Source organism: Streptomyces cavernae (assembly GCF_004023625.1).
Taxonomy (GTDB): Bacteria; Actinomycetota; Actinomycetes; order Streptomycetales; family Streptomycetaceae; genus Streptomyces; species Streptomyces cavernae.
On sequence record NZ_RPDJ01000031.1, the window covers coordinates 38276 to 54927 of the forward strand.

At 70.4% G+C, this 16652-nt stretch carries 16 protein-coding genes and 1 riboswitch; of the genes, 10 read left to right on the plus strand and 6 right to left on the minus strand.

Annotation, left to right across the window (positions count from 1 at the left end; genetic code table 11):
• Nucleotides 1–45 precede the first annotated feature (45 nt).
• Nucleotides 46–975: a carbohydrate kinase family protein gene (locus tag EF387_RS33810; protein ID WP_128379422.1), complete on the minus strand. Its 930-nt coding sequence runs from the start codon at nt 973–975 to the stop codon at nt 46–48.
• A complete protein-coding gene (locus EF387_RS33815) occupies nt 972–1658 on the minus strand; it encodes a class II aldolase/adducin family protein (RefSeq protein ID WP_128379423.1) in 687 nt (228 codons plus the stop codon). The genes EF387_RS33810 and EF387_RS33815 overlap by 4 nt, the downstream gene beginning before the upstream one ends.
• A gap of 331 nt (nt 1659–1989) precedes the next feature.
• Here EF387_RS33815 and EF387_RS33820 point away from each other — a divergent pair, with 331 nt between their 5' ends.
• Both EF387_RS33820 and EF387_RS33825 read left to right on the plus strand, forming a co-directional pair.
• Nucleotides 1990–2577, plus strand: coding sequence for a TetR/AcrR family transcriptional regulator (locus tag EF387_RS33820; protein ID WP_238431750.1), 588 nt, complete (start codon nt 1990–1992; stop codon nt 2575–2577).
• Nucleotides 2578–2794: 217 nt separating this feature from the next.
• Nucleotides 2795–3268 carry a peptidase M23 gene (locus EF387_RS33825; protein ID WP_128379424.1) on the plus strand — a complete coding sequence of 158 codons (474 nt, stop codon included), beginning with the start codon at nt 2795–2797 and terminating at the stop codon, nt 3266–3268.
• A 125-nt stretch (nt 3269–3393) separates the two neighbouring features.
• On the opposite strand, the gene EF387_RS33830 is transcribed toward EF387_RS33825, so the two are convergent.
• Nucleotides 3394–4590, minus strand: coding sequence for an MBL fold metallo-hydrolase (locus EF387_RS33830; protein ID WP_128379493.1), 1197 nt, complete (start codon nt 4588–4590; stop codon nt 3394–3396).
• 237 nt (nt 4591–4827) lie between these two features.
• Here EF387_RS33830 and EF387_RS33835 point away from each other — a divergent pair, with 237 nt between their 5' ends.
• Both EF387_RS33835 and EF387_RS33840 read left to right on the plus strand, forming a co-directional pair.
• Nucleotides 4828–6030 carry a glutamate dehydrogenase gene (locus EF387_RS33835; protein ID WP_128379425.1) on the plus strand — a complete coding sequence of 401 codons (1203 nt, stop codon included), beginning with the start codon at nt 4828–4830 and terminating at the stop codon, nt 6028–6030.
• 48 nt (nt 6031–6078) lie between these two features.
• Nucleotides 6079–6699, plus strand: a complete 621-nt coding sequence (locus EF387_RS33840; protein WP_238431751.1) for a TetR/AcrR family transcriptional regulator — start codon at nt 6079–6081, stop codon at nt 6697–6699.
• 582 nt (nt 6700–7281) lie between these two features.
• On the opposite strand, the gene EF387_RS33845 is transcribed toward EF387_RS33840, so the two are convergent.
• Nucleotides 7282–8067, minus strand: coding sequence for an SGNH/GDSL hydrolase family protein (locus tag EF387_RS33845; protein WP_128379495.1), 786 nt, complete (start codon nt 8065–8067; stop codon nt 7282–7284).
• A gap of 881 nt (nt 8068–8948) precedes the next feature.
• On the opposite strand from EF387_RS33845, the gene EF387_RS33855 reads away from it, so the two are divergent.
• The 6 genes from EF387_RS33855 (at nt 8949) to EF387_RS33880 (ending at nt 14277) form a co-directional block, all read left to right on the plus strand.
• The gene (locus EF387_RS33855) at nt 8949–10253 is read left to right on the plus strand and encodes an ABC transporter substrate-binding protein (protein WP_128379427.1); all 1305 of its coding nucleotides are present in this window, start codon (nt 8949–8951) and stop codon (nt 10251–10253) included.
• Nucleotides 10237–11022, plus strand: coding sequence for an ABC transporter ATP-binding protein (locus tag EF387_RS33860; protein ID WP_202918392.1), 786 nt, complete (start codon nt 10237–10239; stop codon nt 11020–11022). The genes EF387_RS33855 and EF387_RS33860 overlap by 17 nt, the downstream gene beginning before the upstream one ends.
• Nucleotides 11019–11789 carry an ABC transporter ATP-binding protein gene (locus EF387_RS33865; RefSeq protein WP_128379428.1) on the plus strand — a complete coding sequence of 257 codons (771 nt, stop codon included), beginning with the start codon at nt 11019–11021 and terminating at the stop codon, nt 11787–11789. Before EF387_RS33860 ends, EF387_RS33865 begins: the two co-directional genes overlap by 4 nt.
• Nucleotides 11786–12658, plus strand: coding sequence for a branched-chain amino acid ABC transporter permease (locus EF387_RS33870; protein ID WP_128379429.1), 873 nt, complete (start codon nt 11786–11788; stop codon nt 12656–12658). The genes EF387_RS33865 and EF387_RS33870 overlap by 4 nt, the downstream gene beginning before the upstream one ends.
• Nucleotides 12655–13683, plus strand: a complete 1029-nt coding sequence (locus tag EF387_RS33875) for a branched-chain amino acid ABC transporter permease (protein ID WP_128379430.1) — start codon at nt 12655–12657, stop codon at nt 13681–13683. The genes EF387_RS33870 and EF387_RS33875 overlap by 4 nt, the downstream gene beginning before the upstream one ends.
• Before the next feature lie 222 nt (nt 13684–13905).
• Nucleotides 13906–14277, plus strand: a complete 372-nt coding sequence (locus EF387_RS33880) for a MarR family winged helix-turn-helix transcriptional regulator (protein ID WP_238431752.1) — start codon at nt 13906–13908, stop codon at nt 14275–14277.
• A gap of 79 nt (nt 14278–14356) precedes the next feature.
• On the opposite strand, the gene EF387_RS33885 is transcribed toward EF387_RS33880, so the two are convergent.
• Nucleotides 14357–15130, minus strand: a complete 774-nt coding sequence (locus tag EF387_RS33885; RefSeq protein WP_128379432.1) for a DUF6250 domain-containing protein — start codon at nt 15128–15130, stop codon at nt 14357–14359.
• A gap of 203 nt (nt 15131–15333) precedes the next feature.
• Nucleotides 15334–16269, minus strand: coding sequence for a M23 family metallopeptidase (locus tag EF387_RS33890; RefSeq protein ID WP_128379433.1), 936 nt, complete (start codon nt 16267–16269; stop codon nt 15334–15336).
• A gap of 4 nt (nt 16270–16273) precedes the next feature.
• Nucleotides 16274–16465, minus strand: a riboswitch (cyclic di-AMP (ydaO/yuaA leader).
• Nucleotides 16466–16652 lie beyond the last annotated feature (187 nt).

Sequence of the window (16652 nt, forward strand, 5' to 3'; positions counted from 1 at the left end):
GCGGGTCGGACCGCCGACGTGGGTGTCATCCCCTCCCGCCACAGCTCACGCGCGGGACTTGTGCGTCGCGGCGAACTCGTCGGCGGCCTCGAGGTCGAAGTCGCCGTGGTCGCTGCCGAGGCCTTGCGCCACCAGTGCCGCCGCGGCACAGCCGAGTACCGCGGCCTCGCGCGGACTGCGGCCCAGCCCCACGCCGCGCAGGAATCCGGCCGAGAACGCGTCGCCGCATCCTGTGGTGTCCACCACGTCGATCGCGAAGGCGGGCACGGGTTCGGTGCCTTCCGCGGTCACCACGACCGCGCCGTCACCACCGCATGTGACCGCCACGACACCGGCCCCGGCACCGAGCAGCTTCTTCGCGCCCGCCACCAGGTCGTCCTCACCGGTGAAGCCGAGGACCTGATCGTCGTTGGGCAGCAGGTGGTCGACGTACGGCAGCGCGGCCGCGATCTGCTCGAAACTGCCGAGCACCCCGGGCGCGAGCAGGTCCACGGAGGTGACCACGCCGTGTTCCTTGGCGTACGACAGGATGCGCGCGGCGACGTCGACTCCGATCAGTTCCGGGCCGCCGAGGTGGAGGTGCGTGGCTTCCGCGATGGCGTCCCAGGGCACGTCGTCGAGCCCGTAGGTGATGTTGGCGCCGAGCAGGTGCAGTGAGGGCCGGTCGCCGTTGGGCCGGATGGGCAGCACGCTCGCGGAGGTGGGGGTGTCGGCGCGGCGGACGAGGAACCCGGTGTCGATGCCGGCCTTGCCCAGCAGTTGGACCAGCATGTCGCCGGTGGGGTCGGTACCGATCGCCCCGGCGCTGCGCACCTCGGCACCCAGCTTGGCCAGGGTGAGCGCGGTCCCGCCGGCCGTTCCGGCGGCGGTCATCCTGATGTCCTCCACCAGCGTCGCGCCCTGGCCCTCGGGTATGGCCTCCACCGGCCGCACCAGCACGTCCAGCACGTGCACGCCCATCGTGACGACCTTCATCGGCTCTCCTCCTGCACGGGTGGCACGGGTTGGGTGGTGCCGTAGTTGCGCGCGATCGCGGCCTCGATCACCGCGAGCTGCTGTTGTTCGTCCAGGACACGGGGCTCACCGAGGGCGGCCGCGCGCTGGTAGACACCGCACGCCCACTCGAGCAGCAGGGCGTGCTCGACCGCCTTGTCGAGGGTCGGCGCGTGGGTGAGCGCACCGTGGTTCGCCATCAGTGCGGCGCTGCGGCCCTCGAGCGCGTTCAGTACGGACTCGGCGAGCGCCGGAGTGCCGAAGGTGGCGTACGGCGCCACTCGCACGGTGCCACCCAGGGCGAGCAACTGGTAATGGATACACGGCAGTTCGTCGAGGACGCAGGAGAGTGCGGTGGCCATGGGCGCATGGGTGTGGACGACCGCGCCGGCGTCGTAGCGCTGGTAGACGCCGAGATGCAGCTCCAGTTCCGAGGTCGGCCGCAGGGTCCCGGCCACCATGTCGCCGTCGAGGTCGACCACCGTCACCTGGTCCGCGGTCAGTTCGGCGAGGACCGCGCCGGTCGCGGTGATCGCAACCCGCTCCCCCACGCGCACGCTGACGTTTCCGGCCGTGCCGATGAGCAGGCCCGCGGCCCCCAGCCGGCGACAGGCGTCCGCCACGGCGGCCCGATCCTGACCCAGCACGGAGCTTGAGTCGGTCATGTACGCGACGGTAACCTAAACGTGAAACAAAGTCACGTTCACGTTTGGGAGTTGTTACTTGGGCGAGCCGACCGCGGACAGCGGCGGGACGGAAGACGCTCGCCCGACCGGCGAGAGGGACAACGGGTCCCGGCTCGCCGGAGCGGAGGGCGGGCCGCAGCCCGGCAGAGCGGACACCGTGCCACAACCCACCGGAGCCGAAGGCGGGCCACAGCCCGCCGGAGCGGACACCGGGCCGCAGCCCGCCGGAGCGGAGGGCGGGTCCCGGCCAGCCGGAGCGGAAAGCGCTCCCCTGCGCCGAACGCCCCAGCAGGCGCGCAGCAGAGCCAGGTTGGCCCGCGTCCTTCAGGCGGCGGAGCGCGTCCTGATCGCCGAGGGGGTCGAGGCACTGACCACCACGCGGGTCGCGGCCGAGGCGCGGGTGTCGGTGGGCTCGCTGTACCAGTACCTTCCCGACCGCGGCGCGATCATCGACGCCCTCGCCGCCGGCTACTTCGCCCGGCTCGAGGCAGTCATGGACGACTTGGCCCGGGACGCGGCGACACAGCGCTGGGAGGATCCCGTCGGCCTCCTCATCGACGCCTACGCGGGGATCTACCGCACCGAACACGGCTTTCGCGCCCTGTGGTTCGGCAGCGGCCTGACCGAACGGACCCGCGCCGCGGACCGCGAGCACAAGCGCCGCATGGCCGACGGAGTGCGCCGCGTGCTGCTCGCGCTCGGCTTCGGTCACGACGACGAGGGGCTCGGCCGGGCCTGCCACGCCGCGGTCCTCGCCGCGGACGCGCTCGCCCAGGAGGCCTTCCGTCGCGACGCCGACGGCGACAGCGCCCTTCTCGACGAGGCCAAGATCATGCTGCGCGGCTATCTCGCCGACATCACCGACCGCCGGCAGCGACCGCGGCGGGCCCGCCCCTGAGCCCTCGTGGCCCGAGGCGACGGTGGCCCGATCCGGAGGTCGCGATGCCCGGAGAAGAATTTCTCGTCCCGGCACTCATACGGCGGGCGGCCGCCACCCGTCACCAGGGTGGACAGCGCGGCACCCGCCGTCCCGCCCGCGAGGGCGACCGTCTGTCCGCGCAACCGTCCCACGAGTGCCCCCGGCGCAGAGACCGGGCGCGGAAAACCGAGGAGCCGTGAACACACGACGTCTGATCAAGGCCGTGACCGCTGTCGCCGTGTCGGCCGGAGTCCTGGCCGTGGCCCCGGCGGCCTCGGCATCGTCCGCTCGGCCCGGTACCGCAGCGATCGCTTCCACGGTCGCTCAGGCGGATGGCGCGAGCGCCACTCCGTCGGCCTCGACCGCTGCCCCGGCGGCGCTCCCGTCGGTCTACATCTGGGCGGCCAACGTGAACGTCCGCCATGACGGTCAGGACGCGGACTGTGTCTTCTATCCCTCCCGCGGATCCTGCCCGACCGTCGTCGCCACGGTCTCGCGTACGACGGCGTCCGCCCACTGCCAGCGGGAGGGCGAGACCATCCACGACGGCGGCTACTCCAACCGCTGGTGGACGCTGGTCGAGTTGTCCGACGGGAAGGTCGGCTGGGTCAACAACATCTACATACGTGGCGGCGAGAAGATCGCGGGAGTGCCCGACTGCGCCTGGTGAACCGTCTTCCGCGGCTCAGCGAACCACCGTGCGGGGGGAGGTGCCGGTGTCCGTTCCCGACGGACACCGGCACACCGCACCGGACCGCCCCAGGGGCGCTGACCGGGGACGGGAGAGCGCGCATGTCACCGTTCGGCGGCGAGGTCGAGATCGCCGGCGGCGGGGGGTGCGGCGTCCGGGACCACGGTCCGGCGCCACGGGCGCGGGATCGGCGCGGACACCGCCCGCCACCAGGGCTCCGCCGGAAGTTCCCCGCCCGGTTCGAAGGGTTCGCCGGGGCGCGGGAACGCGACCGCTCGGCCGGCCGCTTCGGCGGCGTCCTTCGTCCACTCGCCGGGCTCGGCCCACGGATGCGGGGCGAGGTTGAAGGTGCCCCAGTGGATCGGCAGCAGTACGCCCCCCACGGCCGCGTCCCCGCCCTGCAGGTCCACATGTGCCCGGAGGCCCTCTTCGGGAGTCATGTGGATGTCGGGCCAGAACTCGCTGTAGGCACCGATCTGGATCATCGTGGCGTCGAACGGGCCGTACTCCGCGCCGATGTCCCTGAAGCCGGGGAAGTATCCGGTGTCGCCGCTGTGGTAGACGCGGTGTTCCCCACCGGCCACCACCCAGGAGGCCCACAGGGTGTGCTGTGTGTTCCGCAGGCCCCGGCCGCAGAAATGACGGGCGGGGGTGGCGGTCAGGGTGAGGCCGCCGACCTTGGTCGACTCGCCCCAGTCCAGCTCGCGCAGCCGGTCGGCGGGGACTCCCCAGTGCTCCAGGTGGGCGCCGACGCCGAGCGGTACCGCGAACACCGTGTCCGTGTCGGCCAGTGCCTTGATCGTGGGGAGGTCGAGGTGGTCGTAGTGGTCGTGCGAGATCACCACGACGTCGACCTGGCCGAGCGCGGCGAGCGGGAGCGGTACGGGGTGCAGCCGCTGGGGACCCACGAAGTCGAACGGGGAGCAGCGCCGGCCCCACACCGGGTCGAACAGCACACGGTGACCGTCGATCTCCGTGAGCACGCTGGAGTGGCCCATCCACGTCAGGCGCAGCCCGGTGGACGGGGGCTTGGCGAGGTCGGCGAGGGTCGTGGGATGCACGGGTATGGTGCCGGACGGGGTGCGGCGGGCGCGCGCCTCCTTGCGGAAGAAGCTCTTCGCCAGCTCGAGCGCGACGCCGCCGGAGGGGCGGGTGCGGGTGCCTTCGGGGTTCACGAAGACGCCGTCTGCGAAGTTCGGTGATCTGCGGATGCGTTCCAGGCGCTCACCCGCCGGATCCGCGCCGAAGCCGGCGGGTTGCAGGGCGCGCAGCCCGGACTGGGGAGAGCGGAAGCCGCTCACGGGGACCTCCAGGTGTTTGCGGTCAGCCATTCCATTGTGTGCGCCCCCTCTGACAGTGCCGGGTCGAGCCGTGACGGTTCGATGTCTGTGAGGCTCAACGTCCGGGAAGGCCCGATCATTACCGGCCGGCTGCGCCGAAGTTCGGGGCCGTCACCCGGCAGATCGCCTGCGCCGCGCGAACTACTGACCTACCATTCAGTATTCGTCCAGCACCCACGCCTCCGGCCGAGGAGCCGCATGACCACCTCCAAGACCGCCCTCTCCCCCGCCCCGCTGATAAACCTGACCTGGACCGACCACGTCACCGGCCGCCGCGGCTTCCTCGTGGTCGACCGGCTCGTGCGCGGCGTCTCCAGCGGAGGGCTGCGGATGCGGGCGGGCTGCACTCTCGACGAAGTGGCCTCTCTCGCCCGTGGGATGACGATGAAGGAGGCCCTGCACTACAACCCGGACGGCCGCTACGTCCCGCTGGGCGGGGCCAAGGGCGGCATCGACTGCGACCCCCGGGAGCCGGAGGCGTACGGCGTCCTGGTGCGCTATCTGCGCGCCATGCGGCCGTACATCGAGAGTTTCTGGACCACCGGCGAGGATCTGGGCCTCAGCCAGGACCTGGTCGACCGCGCCGCGGCCGAAGCCGGGCTCGTCTCCTCCATACAGGCCGTCTACCCGCTCCTCGACGACGAGGCGGCGGCCCGCCGGCGGCTCGCGGACGCGTTCGCGGTCGACGTGGACGGCATCGGGCTCGACGAACTCGTCGGCGGCTGCGGGGTCGCCGAGTCCGTCCTCGCCGCCCTGGACAGGGCCCGCGTGCCGCACGCGGGCACGCGCGTCGCGGTGCAGGGGCTGGGCACCATGGGCGGCGCCACGGCCCGGTTCCTGACCCGCGCCGGCCTCCGCGTGGTCGCGGTCGCGGATGTCAAGGGGACGATGCTGAACCCCGCTGGGCTGAACATCGAAGCCCTGCTCACCGCTCGGGACGCCCACGGCACCGTGGACCGCTCTGCGCTCGGCGACGGCGACCGTGAACTGCCGGGTGACGCCTGGCTGTTCGTGGACGCGGACGTACTGGTCCCGGCGGCGGTCTCGTACGCGATCGACGCCGAGAACCAGGCCCGGATCACGGCCCGCTGGATCGTGGAGGCCGCCAACATGCCCGTGCTTCCCGAGGCGGAGACCCTGCTCGCCGCCCGCGGGGTGACCGTACTGCCGGACGTCGTCGTCAACTCCGGTACGAACGCCTGGTGGTGGTGGACCCTGTTCGGAGACGTCGGGCCGGACCCGGAGGAGGCCTTCGCGTACACGCGCCGCTCGATGCGCACCCTGGTCGACCGGATGCTGGCACGCGCCGACTCCGACGGGACGACCCCACGCACCGCGGCCCACGCCCTGGCCGCCGAACGCCTGCCGCTGATCACGGAACGATTCGGCTGGTATCGCTGACCGCGGGGAACCCCGGGGCACTGTGCGGTCGCTGTGTAGTGTTGCCGGGTGACCAGGGTGCGGTTGAGTGTGGCGGAGCGGCGGGAGGAGTTGCTGCGGGCCGCCGTGGGACAGATCGAGGAGCGGGGTGTGGTGGCCGTGCGGATCGCCGATGTGGCGGCCGCACTCGGGGTGAGCAACGCGCTGGTGCTCTACCACTTCTCGACGAAGGAGAAGTTGGTCGCCGCAGCGTTCGCCTATGCCGCCGAGGGTGACCTGACGCGTCTGCGCAAGCTGCTGGGCCGTCGGACGACGGCGTTGCGTCGGCTGCGCGCGGCCGTGCGCTGGTACGCGCCGACCGGGCAGGCCAAGGGGTGGCGGCTGTGGATCGAGGGCTGGGCGGCGGCCCTGCGCGAGCCGGCGCTGCGGGAGGTCACGCGTGACCTCGACCGGCAGTGGAAGGCCGCCATCACCGAGGTGATAGCGGAGGGCGTGGCCGCGGGCGAGTTCCGGTGCGCCGATCCGGCGGGCACCGCGCTGCGCCTCACGGCCCTGCTCGACGGCTTGGCGGTCCAGATGACGGCGTACTCGGGCGGCGTCTCGCGTGCGCGCGCCCAGCAGTGGATGGACGACGCGCTCGCGTGTGAACTGGGGCTGGACCGCGAGGCCTTGACGGCGGCGGTGCGCTGAGGTCGCGACACGGACATTCCGACGCTGCCCCGCCCCGGGCCGGTCGTCCGGCCGTGTCGTGTGGCGAGGGAGTCATGCCGACGCGGCTGCGGAAGTCACCTCGCCCGGCTCGGCCGACGTACTCCCCCAGCGTGAGCTCGGCATTCTTTCACGGTCCCCGGCCGACGCACGCCGGGCTGGGCCCCGCTCCTGACGGCAGCGGGGCCCTCGTGCGCGGGCCTGGACGGGATGGCGCGGTGTGCTACCGAACACTTGCCCAGGGCTCCATCCTTCAGGGTGGAGGTGCAGGGCATCCTGAGCCCAGCGGCTTGGAGGGCCCGCAGCGACACTGCTGAATGCGCCTTGCCCGACAACGTAGTTGGCGGACCTACCGCCGGACTGGCGGGACGTCAAGCCTGTGGAGACCTTGTCAGACCACCCTCGGGTGGCAGGGGCCGATGAAGCAGGAACCCAAGGGAGCACCGCGTAGCGGTGCTGCCCGGAATCGCCTGCGTTCACGCAGGCGAGGATGTCAACGCGGGCGACTGCCGACGGTGCGCGTGCACCCTCGGCGGCCCCGAGCGGTCCGCGAACGCCCGTCCGTCAGACCGCCTGCGCGATCCGCATCTTGATGTCGTCCGGGGACAGGGTGCCCTTCGCCGCCACGTGGTCGCCCGACGACTCCCCGCGCAGCCGGCGGCCGATCCACGGGACCAGGTACTCGCGGGCCCAGTGGATGTCGTCCCGGCGTACCTCGAACGTGCCGCGTGGCGGCAGGGGCGGCCAGGGCTGGTCGGGGTCGGCCGGCACCGTGAGGCCGAGGACCTGGCCTGCCCGGAGCGCGACCCGGGTGTGCCCCTCGGGCGAGAGGTGCAGACGGTCGTCGTCCCAGGCACGGCGGTCCTGGACGGTCTTGAGGGACCACAGGTCCAGGACCGGGCAGCCGTAACGGTCGGCGATCGCCCGTACATGCCCGTTGTAGGTGGCGATCTTGCCGCGCAAGTGCTTCAGCACGGGCACTCCCCGGGTGTCGAACCCGGTGGTGACCATGACGGTGCCGACCGCGGACGTGAGCTGCGCGACGGCCAGTTCGAAGCGCTCGGCGACCTCGTCGGGATCGGTGCCGGGCCGGATGATGTCGTTGCCGCCCGCACAGAAGGAGACCAGGTCCGGCGCCAGCTTCCGGGCTTTCGGCAGCTGGTCCTCGACGATCTGGTCGAGCAGTTTCCCGCGCACGGCGAGATTGGTGTAGTTGAAGTCGCCCTCGGGCCTGCGGTCGGCGAGCAGCACGGCGAACCGGTCGGCCCAGCCGACGAAGGCCCCGTCCGGGCCGGGGTCGCCCACGCCCTCGGTGAAGCTGTCCCCCACCGCAACGTACGACCCGATCACTGCTGCGTTGTCACTCTTCGAATCGTCTGCCACAGCGACTCATGATTCACCTTCGAATGTGACCTACGCGACCGTAATAAAGGGTTGACGGTAGGTGAGATAAGCCACCGATCAAGATTTGGCCAAAGCGGGAATAGGTGTCGTCGCACATCGGGCGGTCGGACATTTCCGCGGTTGGTCCGCGCTCGCGGGCGAACGTCCGGCGTTTCGGCGGTCGTTGGCGATTCCCCGTGCGTGCGGCGTCACGCAACGGGCTTCGACCGAGGGCGCGATCGGCGTCGAGGGTCGCTGGTGCCCCGACAGGCAACGTTCGCCCCGTCGCGACGCCCGGCACGCTCCCCCAAGCTCTTCGAGCAGGGGCCCCCACTCGCCGCACCGGCCGAAGCCCAAGTATGTCCAGTACGAGGACTTCCGGCGGGCACTCCCCCAAGCTCTTCGTGCAGGGGGTACCCCCAGAGCACGCACCGGACGCCGCTCCTTGACGGGCAAACGTTGCCTGCCGCGGCACTAGAACTTCCCACCGAGTGCCTCGGCTTTGCCGCGGTGGTCGACCGGGCGGCACATGCCTCGAATGTCAGGAATCCTGAGAAGATTTACGTCCGTCGAGCGGGTCACGTCAAGCCCTTCGCCGCAACTTCTCCACTGAGGGTTGACGCTCGGGCGGCATGCAGAACACGTCTCGGTAACACCCTTGTCATCCGACGCCGGCATCTGCATCATCGTGGCCATCATCAGGGTTCCTGATATTGGGACGCCGCCCCGCCCCACCGGTGCGCAACGGGACCCGTCCGCCGCTCCCTGCTGCCGGTCCGTCTTGCCCAGCAGGTCACCACCCCCACTTCCGCCCCCTTGACGTGCCGGAGGCATCCATGAGTGCACCCATGACAGGTAATTTGTCCCGGAGATCCGTTCTCCGCGGCACGGCCGGAGCCGCTGGGCTGCTCTCCACGGGTGGTCTGCTGACCGCCTGCGGCGGCATCAAGGAGTCCTCCGCGCAGAGCGACGCGGTGCTCCGGATCGGTTACGTCTCGCCCACCACGGGCCCGGCCGCAGGCTTCGGCGAGCCGAACGCCTATCTCATGAAGAAGATGCGCGCCGCCTTCAAGGGCGGGTTGAAGATCGGCGGCAAGAAGTACTCCGTCGAGATCATCGACCGTGACAGTCAGTCCAATCCGCAGAACGCCGCGCAGGTGGCGACCGACCTGATCAACGGCGAGAAGATCGACCTGATGCTGGTCACCTCCACGCCCGAGACGGTCAACCCCGTCGCCGACGCGTGCGAGGCGGCCAAGATCCCGTGCCTGTCGACCGCCGTGCCCTGGGAGGCCTGGTACTTCGGCCGGGGCGCCACTCCGGAGAAGCCGTTCACGTACACGTACCACTTCTTCATCGGCGTCGCGGAGATCCATGCCGCGTACACCTCGCTGTGGACGGAGGGCGGGGTGAAGACCAACAAGCGGGTCGGTGTCATGTGGCCCAACGACCCGGACGGCAAGGCGATCCGGGACGGACTCGGTCCGCAGCTGAAGAAGAGCGGGTTCACCATCGTCGACCCGGGCGCGTACGAGGACGGGACGAACGACTACTCGGCGCAGATCGCGGCGTTCAAGAAGGCGGACGCGGAGATCTTCAACACCTTCCCCCTGCCGCCGGACTTCGCCACGTTCTGGAAGCAGGCCCGGCAGCAGGGTTACCGGCCGCGTATCGCGTCCATCGCCAAGACCGGTCTGCTGCCCTCCCAGGTCGAGGCGCTCGGTCCACTCGGCTACGGTCTCAGCGCCGGCTTCTGGTGGACGCCGAAGTTCCCGTTCACGTCAACTCTCACCCGCCAGTACGGCTTCGAACTGGCCGAGGAGTACGAGAAGTCGACGGGCAGGCAGTGGACCCAGATCCTCGGGTCCAACATGGCGCTCTTCGAAGTCGCGGTGCACGCGCTGAAGGAGACCTCCGATCCGAAGGACCGGGGGGAGCTCGCGGCCGCCCTGGGCAAAGCCAAGCTCACCACGGTCGTCGGGCCGCTGGACTGGACGTCCGGGCCGGTGAAGAACGTGTCCACGGAGCCGCTGGTGATGGCGCAGTGGCGCAAGGCCGCCAAGGGCAGCAGCTTCCCCCTCGAGCCCGTCATCGTCGACAAGAACTCCTTCCGCGACATCCCGCTCGGAGGCAGCCTTGAGCCCCTCGACTGAGCCGCTGACCGCGCGGGCGGGCGGGGCGAGGAGGGCCGACCCGGCCACGCCACCGGTCCTCTCGGCGCGCGGTGTACACCGCCGCTTCGGCAGCCTGGTCGTCCTCGAAGGCATCGACATCGCCCTCGCCCCCGGTGAGGCCCTGGGCATCGTCGGCCCGAACGGCGCCGGAAAGACGACCCTGCTCGACATCCTCTCCGGGGCCCAGGCGCCCTCCGAGGGCAGCGTCACGTTCCAGGGCCAGGACGTGACCCGCTGGAAGGCGGACCGTCGTTGTCGCAGGGGCATCGGGCGCTCCCATCAGGTGCCGCGTCCCTTCACGGGCATGACGACCTACGAGAACGTGCTGGTCGCATCGGTGCAGGGCGGCTCGCACCGCCGCGGGGCGGCCGAGCGTCACGCTCTCGGCGTACTCGAGCGCTGCGGCATGCTCGCGCAGGCAAACCGGCCCGCGGCCGCACTCACCCTGCTGGAGCGCAAACGGCTGGAAATGGCGCGGGCGCTGGCGACCGATCCGCAGGTGCTGCTGCTGGACGAGATCGCCGGTGGTCTCACCGATGCCGAGACGGACGAACTGATCGCCACCATTGAGCAGTTGCGTGCCGACGGCATCGCCATCGTCTGGATCGAGCACGTCATCCACGCGCTGCTGCGGGTGATCGACCGGCTGGTCTGCCTGGCGCAGGGGCGGGTCCTGGCGGAGGGTGAACCGGACGCCGTCATGTCCGATCCCCGGGTCGTCGAGGCGTATCTCGGGAGCGCGGCATGAGTCTGCTGTCGATAGAGAGTCTCGAGGTGAGACACGGTCTGCTGCGCGCGGTCCGCGAGGTGTCGTTCACCGTGGACGAGGGCGAGGTCGTGGCGATGGTCGGAGCCAACGGCGCCGGCAAGTCCACCCTCATGCGGGCCGTCGCCGGAGCACACCGGCCGGCCGACGGCCGTATCCGGCTCGACGGGGTGGATGTGACGGCCCGACGGGCCCACGACCGCGTCGCCGCCGGGATCGCGCTGGTCCCCGAGGGGCGACGGCTCTTCGCCGATCTCACCGTGGAGGAGAACCTGCTGGTCGCCTCCCGCGTGAAGCGATCGGGACCATGGGATCTGGCCGCCGTCCTGGCCGCCTTCCCCCTCCTGGACGGACTGCTGAAACGGCGCGCCGGAAACCTCTCGGGCGGTGAGCAGCAGGCCGTGGCCATCGGCAGGGCGCTGATGACCAACCCCCGGCTGCTGCTGCTCGACGAGGTGTCGCTGGGCCTCGCGCCCATCGTGGTCGACACCCTCTACCAATCGCTCGGCACGATCCTGTCCGGCGGCACGACGGTGCTGCTGGTGGAGCAGGACCTCGGCCGCGCCCTGGGGGTCTCCCGGCGCGTGCTGTGCATGCTCGAAGGCCGCGTCGTCCTCGACGAGTCCGCCGACGCCGTCACCCGCGAACAGGTCGTCGATGCGTACTTCGGACTGAGCCGCGCCAAGGGCGGCGGAGCCGCGAACCCGGCCACGGCCGTACCAGAGGAATCCGAAAGGGAGCCGGCATGAACTGGATCAACGCCATCGTGCAGGGCGTCATGCTCGGCGGCGTGTACGCGCTCTTCGCCTGCGGCCTCTCCCTGATGTTCGGAGTCATGCGGACCGTCAACCTGAGCCACGGCGATCTCGCGGTTCTCGGTGCGTTCCTCGTCGCGGTGCTGGCCGCCGCCGTGGGCATCAGCCCCTTCTTCGCAGTGCTGCTGGTCCTGCCGGTGATGGGCCTGGTCGGAGTGGCGTTGCAGCGGGGCATTCTCAGCACCGCGCTGCGCACCGGCGAGATGTCGTCGATGCTGGCCACCTTCGGTCTCGCCATCGTGCTGCAGAACGTGCTGCTGGAGATCTTCAGCGCCGACAGCCGCTCCCTGGACGTCGGTTCGCTGGCCACGGCCGGCTTCCAGCTCGGGCCGTCGGTGAGCATCCCGTACCTCGGCGCACTGACCGTGGCAGTGGCGGTGGCGCTGCTCGGCGGCCTGCAGTTGCTGCTCGCCCGTACGGGTATCGGCCGGGCGATCCGCGCCACCGCCGCCGACGCGGACACCGCCGAGCTGGTCGGGATCGACAGCCGCAGGGTGTACGCCTGGGCAGCCGCCATCGCCGTCGCCACCGCTGGTCTGGCGGGCGCGTTCTTCGCCATGCGGTCGTCGTTCAGCCCGTCCATGGGGCCGACCCAACTGCTGTTCGCCTTCGAGGTCGTCGTGATCGGGGGGCTCGGTTCGCTGTGGGGGACGCTCGCCGGCGGCATGGTCCTCGGTGTCGCCCAGACGGTGGGCGCGCAGGTGGATCCGCGCTTCTCCATCGTGGCCGGACACGCGGTCTTCCTCGCGGTCCTGGCCTTCCGCCCGCAGGGACTGCTCGGTATGAGAAGGAGCCGTACATGACCACCGCATCACCGGCCGCCCCCAGCACCGCCACCATCCACCGGTGGACTCCCGTCTCCCGTACGGCGTCGGGTGCCCTGGCCGCCCTGCTGCTCGCCCTGGCGTTCGCGCCCTTCGTCTTCGCGCCCGAGGTGACCGCGAAGCTGACGGTACTGTTCGTCCTCGTCATCGTCGCGGCCATGTGGAACGCGCTGGCGGGCTACGCCGGGCTGGTCTCCGTCGGCCAGCAGGGCTTCATCGGCCTCGGCGCGTACGGTGTCTTCCTGCTCGTCGACCGGGGCATGAGCCCCTTTCCCGCGGTCGTCCTGGCGGCCCTGCTGGCCGGAGCCGTCGCCGTACCCACTTCACTGCTCGCGTTTCGGCTGACTGGCGGTCAGTTCGCCATCGGCATGTGGGCGATCGCCGAGTTCTTCCGGCTGGTCGTGGTGAACACCCCTTCGCTGGGAGGCGGTTCCGGCCGCTCGCTGACCGATCTGTCGGGCACCGATCCGGCGGTGCGGCAGGCCCAGGTGTACTGGCTCGCCCTGGCGCTGATGAGCCTGCTGCTGCTCGCCGTGTTCGTCCTGCTGCGCAGCCGGACCGGTGCTTCGCTGGAGGCGATCCGCGACGACCCGGTGGGCGCCGCCTCCGTCGGGGTACGGGTCACCTCGGCTAAGCGGCTGGTCTTCGTCCTCGCGGCGGTGGGCTGCGCGGCGGCCGGCGGCCTCACCCTGGCGAACACTCTGCGGGTGCAGCCGGATTCCATCTTCGGGGTCCACTGGTCCGCGTACATGATCTTCATGGTGGTCATCGGTGGTCTCGGCACCTTCGAGGGACCGATCATCGGAGCGATCGTCTTCTTCCTGGTGCAGGACTGGTTCGGCGACAACGGAGGCACCTGGTATCTGATCGGGCTCGGCGCCCTGGCCATCGGGATGACGCTCTGGATGCCCCTCGGACTGTGGGGCACCGTGGCACGCCGACGTGACCTGGAACTACTGCCTGTCGGCTATCGAGTGAGAACACCCCGTCGCCTGACTCGCTGACGGTCTCGCCCGACCTCCGACTGACCGAGCAAAAAGGTGCGCACGATGGCGGAGGCAGCCGAATGGGATCCGGGTCCGGATTCCTGTCCGGGGCCGGATTCCTGTCCGGGGCCGGATTCCGATCCAGTTCCAGGTCCGGATTCCGGTCCGAACCCGCAGGGCGGCAAAGGTCCGCTGACGATCTACCTCATCAAACAACTCGAACTGGCCATCCGCTCCTTCATGGACGAGGCACTCCGGCCGTACGGGCTCACGACGTTCCAGTACACGGCCCTGACCGTGCTTCAGCACCGAGGAGTTCTCTCCTCCGCCCAGCTGGCCCGCCGCTCCTTCGTCAGGCCGCAGACGATGCACGAGATCGTGCGCTCGCTGGAGGAGCGCGGGCTGATCGAACGCGCCCACGCCCCGGGCAACCGGCGGATCATGGAGGCGCGGCTGACCCGGGACGGGGAGGAACTGCTGGCGGCGTGCGCACCGGAGGTGCAGAGGCTCGAGGACCGGCTGATGCTCGACATGCCTCCAGAGCGACGGTCCGCGTTCCGCCGCGGCCTCGAAGACGGGTTCGCCTCCCTGACGGGACGGCACCACGCCTGACGGCTCGGACGGGCGGGCCGCCGAACGACCGCCCTGGGGCCTCCGGGGACGGCCGCCTCGGGGCCCGGGACTGCCCCGGTCAGAGCCGCCAGACCCGGAAGCCGCTGATGTGGAAGTGGCTCCACACCGTACGGAAGGCGAAGTGCCCACCTGTGTACGGCTCGGGGTCGGTGCAGTCGAAGACGAGCCGTCCGTTGTCCCACCACTGGACGGTCGAGCCGTTCGACACGATCCGCACCCGGTTCGGCTCGTTGGGCACGAGGAGCGGCTCGGTGTGGTCGACGATCAGCGGGCGCACCCCGGCCTGGCCCACATGGCGGCGCAGCCGGATGGTCGTGTTGCTGTTGGCGCCGTGGCCCGCGTAGTACGTCGTGAGGTGGTCGTACTCGGCGAGCGCGCCACCGCGCGGGGTGGCGAAGATGTCGTCCGGGGAACGCACGTCGGTGGCGTTCCAGAAGTTGTTCAGGTCCGAGACCCGGTCGTTGGCGCCACCCGCGGAGACGGGCGTGGCCGTGTACGCGATGACGTACGGCCCGGCGAGCCGCCGCCGGAACCAGACGGTGGCCCCGCTCGGCACATCGATGTCCAGCACGCCGCGTGATGCGGTGACGCTTCCGCCGTCCTGGAGTTCGGTGGCCCACTGGCCGAGACCGAGACGGAAGTCGTCGGCGGCGAGGAGCCGACGACGACCGCGCCCCGGGCGTCCGCCCACGGTGGCCGCACCCTTCGTGCGGTTTGCGGCACTTGCACTGTTCGTCCCGCTGTCGGCCTTCGCGACGGCCGCCGGGGCGAGAGCGGCTGACGCGGCACCGGCGGCGAGGGCGCCGAAGGCTCTACGGGTGGTCGTCGCCATGAGAGTTCCCCTCCGAAGTGACGGTGATGGTCACGCCGCATCGCACGTCCATCCACCACGGAAAGCGCTTGCTGGGGATCACTCTGCAGTCACCCCCGCCCCATGTCGAGACCCGCTGCCACCCAACGCGGAGGACCGGATCCGCGCAGCGGAGTCCGGTCCTCGGTGTTGGGGGTCACCCGGCGAGGGGAGGCACCCTTCGATCAGATGGACACGCCCTTCGAGCGCAGGTACGCCAGCGGGTCGATGTCCGAGCCGTAGTCGGGGCCCGTGCGGATCTCGAAGTGCAGGTGCGGTCCGGTCACATTACCGGTGGCGCCGGAGAGACCGACCTGCTGGCCCGCCGCCACGCGCTGCCCGGCCGAGACCGAGAGCGAGGACAGGTGGGCGTACTGCGCGTACTTGCCGTCGTCGAGCTGGATGACGACCTGGTTGCCGTAGGCGCCGCCCCAGCCGGCGGAGACGACGGTGCCGGCGCCGACCGCCTCGAGGGAGGTGCCGGTCGGGGCCGCGAAGTCCACACCGGTGTGGTAGCCGCTGGACCACATGCTGCCGGACATGCGGTACGGGGTACCGACCGAGGCACCCTGGATCGGCAGGGTGAAGCCGGCGACGTTGCTCGCGACGGCCTCGGTGCCCGTGTCGGCCTTCTTCGCCGCGGAGGACTTGGGCGCCGACGAGGACTTGGAAGCCGTCGACGACTTCGGCGCCGCGGAGGACTTGGGCGCCGTGGAAGGCTTGGGAGCCGCTGACGACTTGCCGCCGCCTGACGCCGCCTTGGCGCCGATCGTCAGCTTCAGACCGGGGTGGATCAGGGACGGGTCACTGCCGACGGCGGCGCGGTTGTCCTCGTAGAGCTTCTTCCAGCCGCCGGAGACGTGCTGCTCGTCGGCGATCTTCGCAAGAAAGTCCCCGGGCTCAACGGTGTAGGTCTTCGCGGCGGTCTTCTGCACGGCGACCGGAGCGGCCTGGACGGTCTTCTCCGAAACACTCTGAGTTGCCGACGACGGGGTCGCGGCATGCGCCCCCGCGGCGACCGTCAAAGGCAGTGCGATCGCGGCACCACCGGTGCCGGCAATGGCGATCGAGCGACTGAAACGACGGGTTTTGACACGACGGTGCTTACCCTTCGCGGGCATGACGAATTCCTCTCCGGCGCCTACGAGGTGAGCTGTCGGGTGCGGACTGGAGATGCCCGGCCGCGGCAATGCACGGCTTAACCCCAAGCCTGTTCCGGAGACCGGACCAGGCGTTTTACCTGTGGGTCCCCCGCTCCTGCCGAACACGGGTGAGTTGCGGTCTCCGGTCGGCGGCAGGATTCGGCGTTCCGACTGGATTGATGGGGAACGTAAGCGACGGTTACGCGCCGCGACAAGCCAAGGGCTGAGCTTTCGTCACTTTCTCTTGATCAATACCAGGAATGCCGATTACGCTCCGTTAACTCGGAACATGAGATCCCCCTTAACACCCTTAAAACACGGCCGAATTACATGAACATGACGGCGACGGACCGTCACGGATA

Excerpts from the sequence above, each read along its gene's own strand:
- EF387_RS33875 (WP_128379430.1), top strand. The coding sequence starts at position 12,655 with ATGACCACCGCATCACCGGCCGCCCCCAGCACCGCCACCATCCACCGG.
- EF387_RS33835 (WP_128379425.1), top strand. The coding sequence starts at position 4,828 with ATGACCACCTCCAAGACCGCCCTCTCCCCCGCCCCGCTGATAAACCTG.
- EF387_RS33865 (WP_128379428.1), top strand. The coding sequence starts at position 11,019 with ATGAGTCTGCTGTCGATAGAGAGTCTCGAGGTGAGACACGGTCTGCTG.
- EF387_RS33870 (WP_128379429.1), top strand. The coding sequence starts at position 11,786 with ATGAACTGGATCAACGCCATCGTGCAGGGCGTCATGCTCGGCGGCGTG.
- EF387_RS33885 (WP_128379432.1), bottom strand. The coding sequence starts at position 15,130 with ATGGCGACGACCACCCGTAGAGCCTTCGGCGCCCTCGCCGCCGGTGCC.
- EF387_RS33815 (WP_128379423.1), bottom strand. The coding sequence starts at position 1,658 with ATGACCGACTCAAGCTCCGTGCTGGGTCAGGATCGGGCCGCCGTGGCG.
- EF387_RS33890 (WP_128379433.1), bottom strand. The coding sequence starts at position 16,269 with ATGCCCGCGAAGGGTAAGCACCGTCGTGTCAAAACCCGTCGTTTCAGT.
- EF387_RS33880 (WP_238431752.1), top strand. The coding sequence starts at position 13,906 with ATGGACGAGGCACTCCGGCCGTACGGGCTCACGACGTTCCAGTACACG.
- EF387_RS33810 (WP_128379422.1), bottom strand. The coding sequence starts at position 975 with ATGAAGGTCGTCACGATGGGCGTGCACGTGCTGGACGTGCTGGTGCGG.
- EF387_RS33855 (WP_128379427.1), top strand. The coding sequence starts at position 8,949 with ATGACAGGTAATTTGTCCCGGAGATCCGTTCTCCGCGGCACGGCCGGA.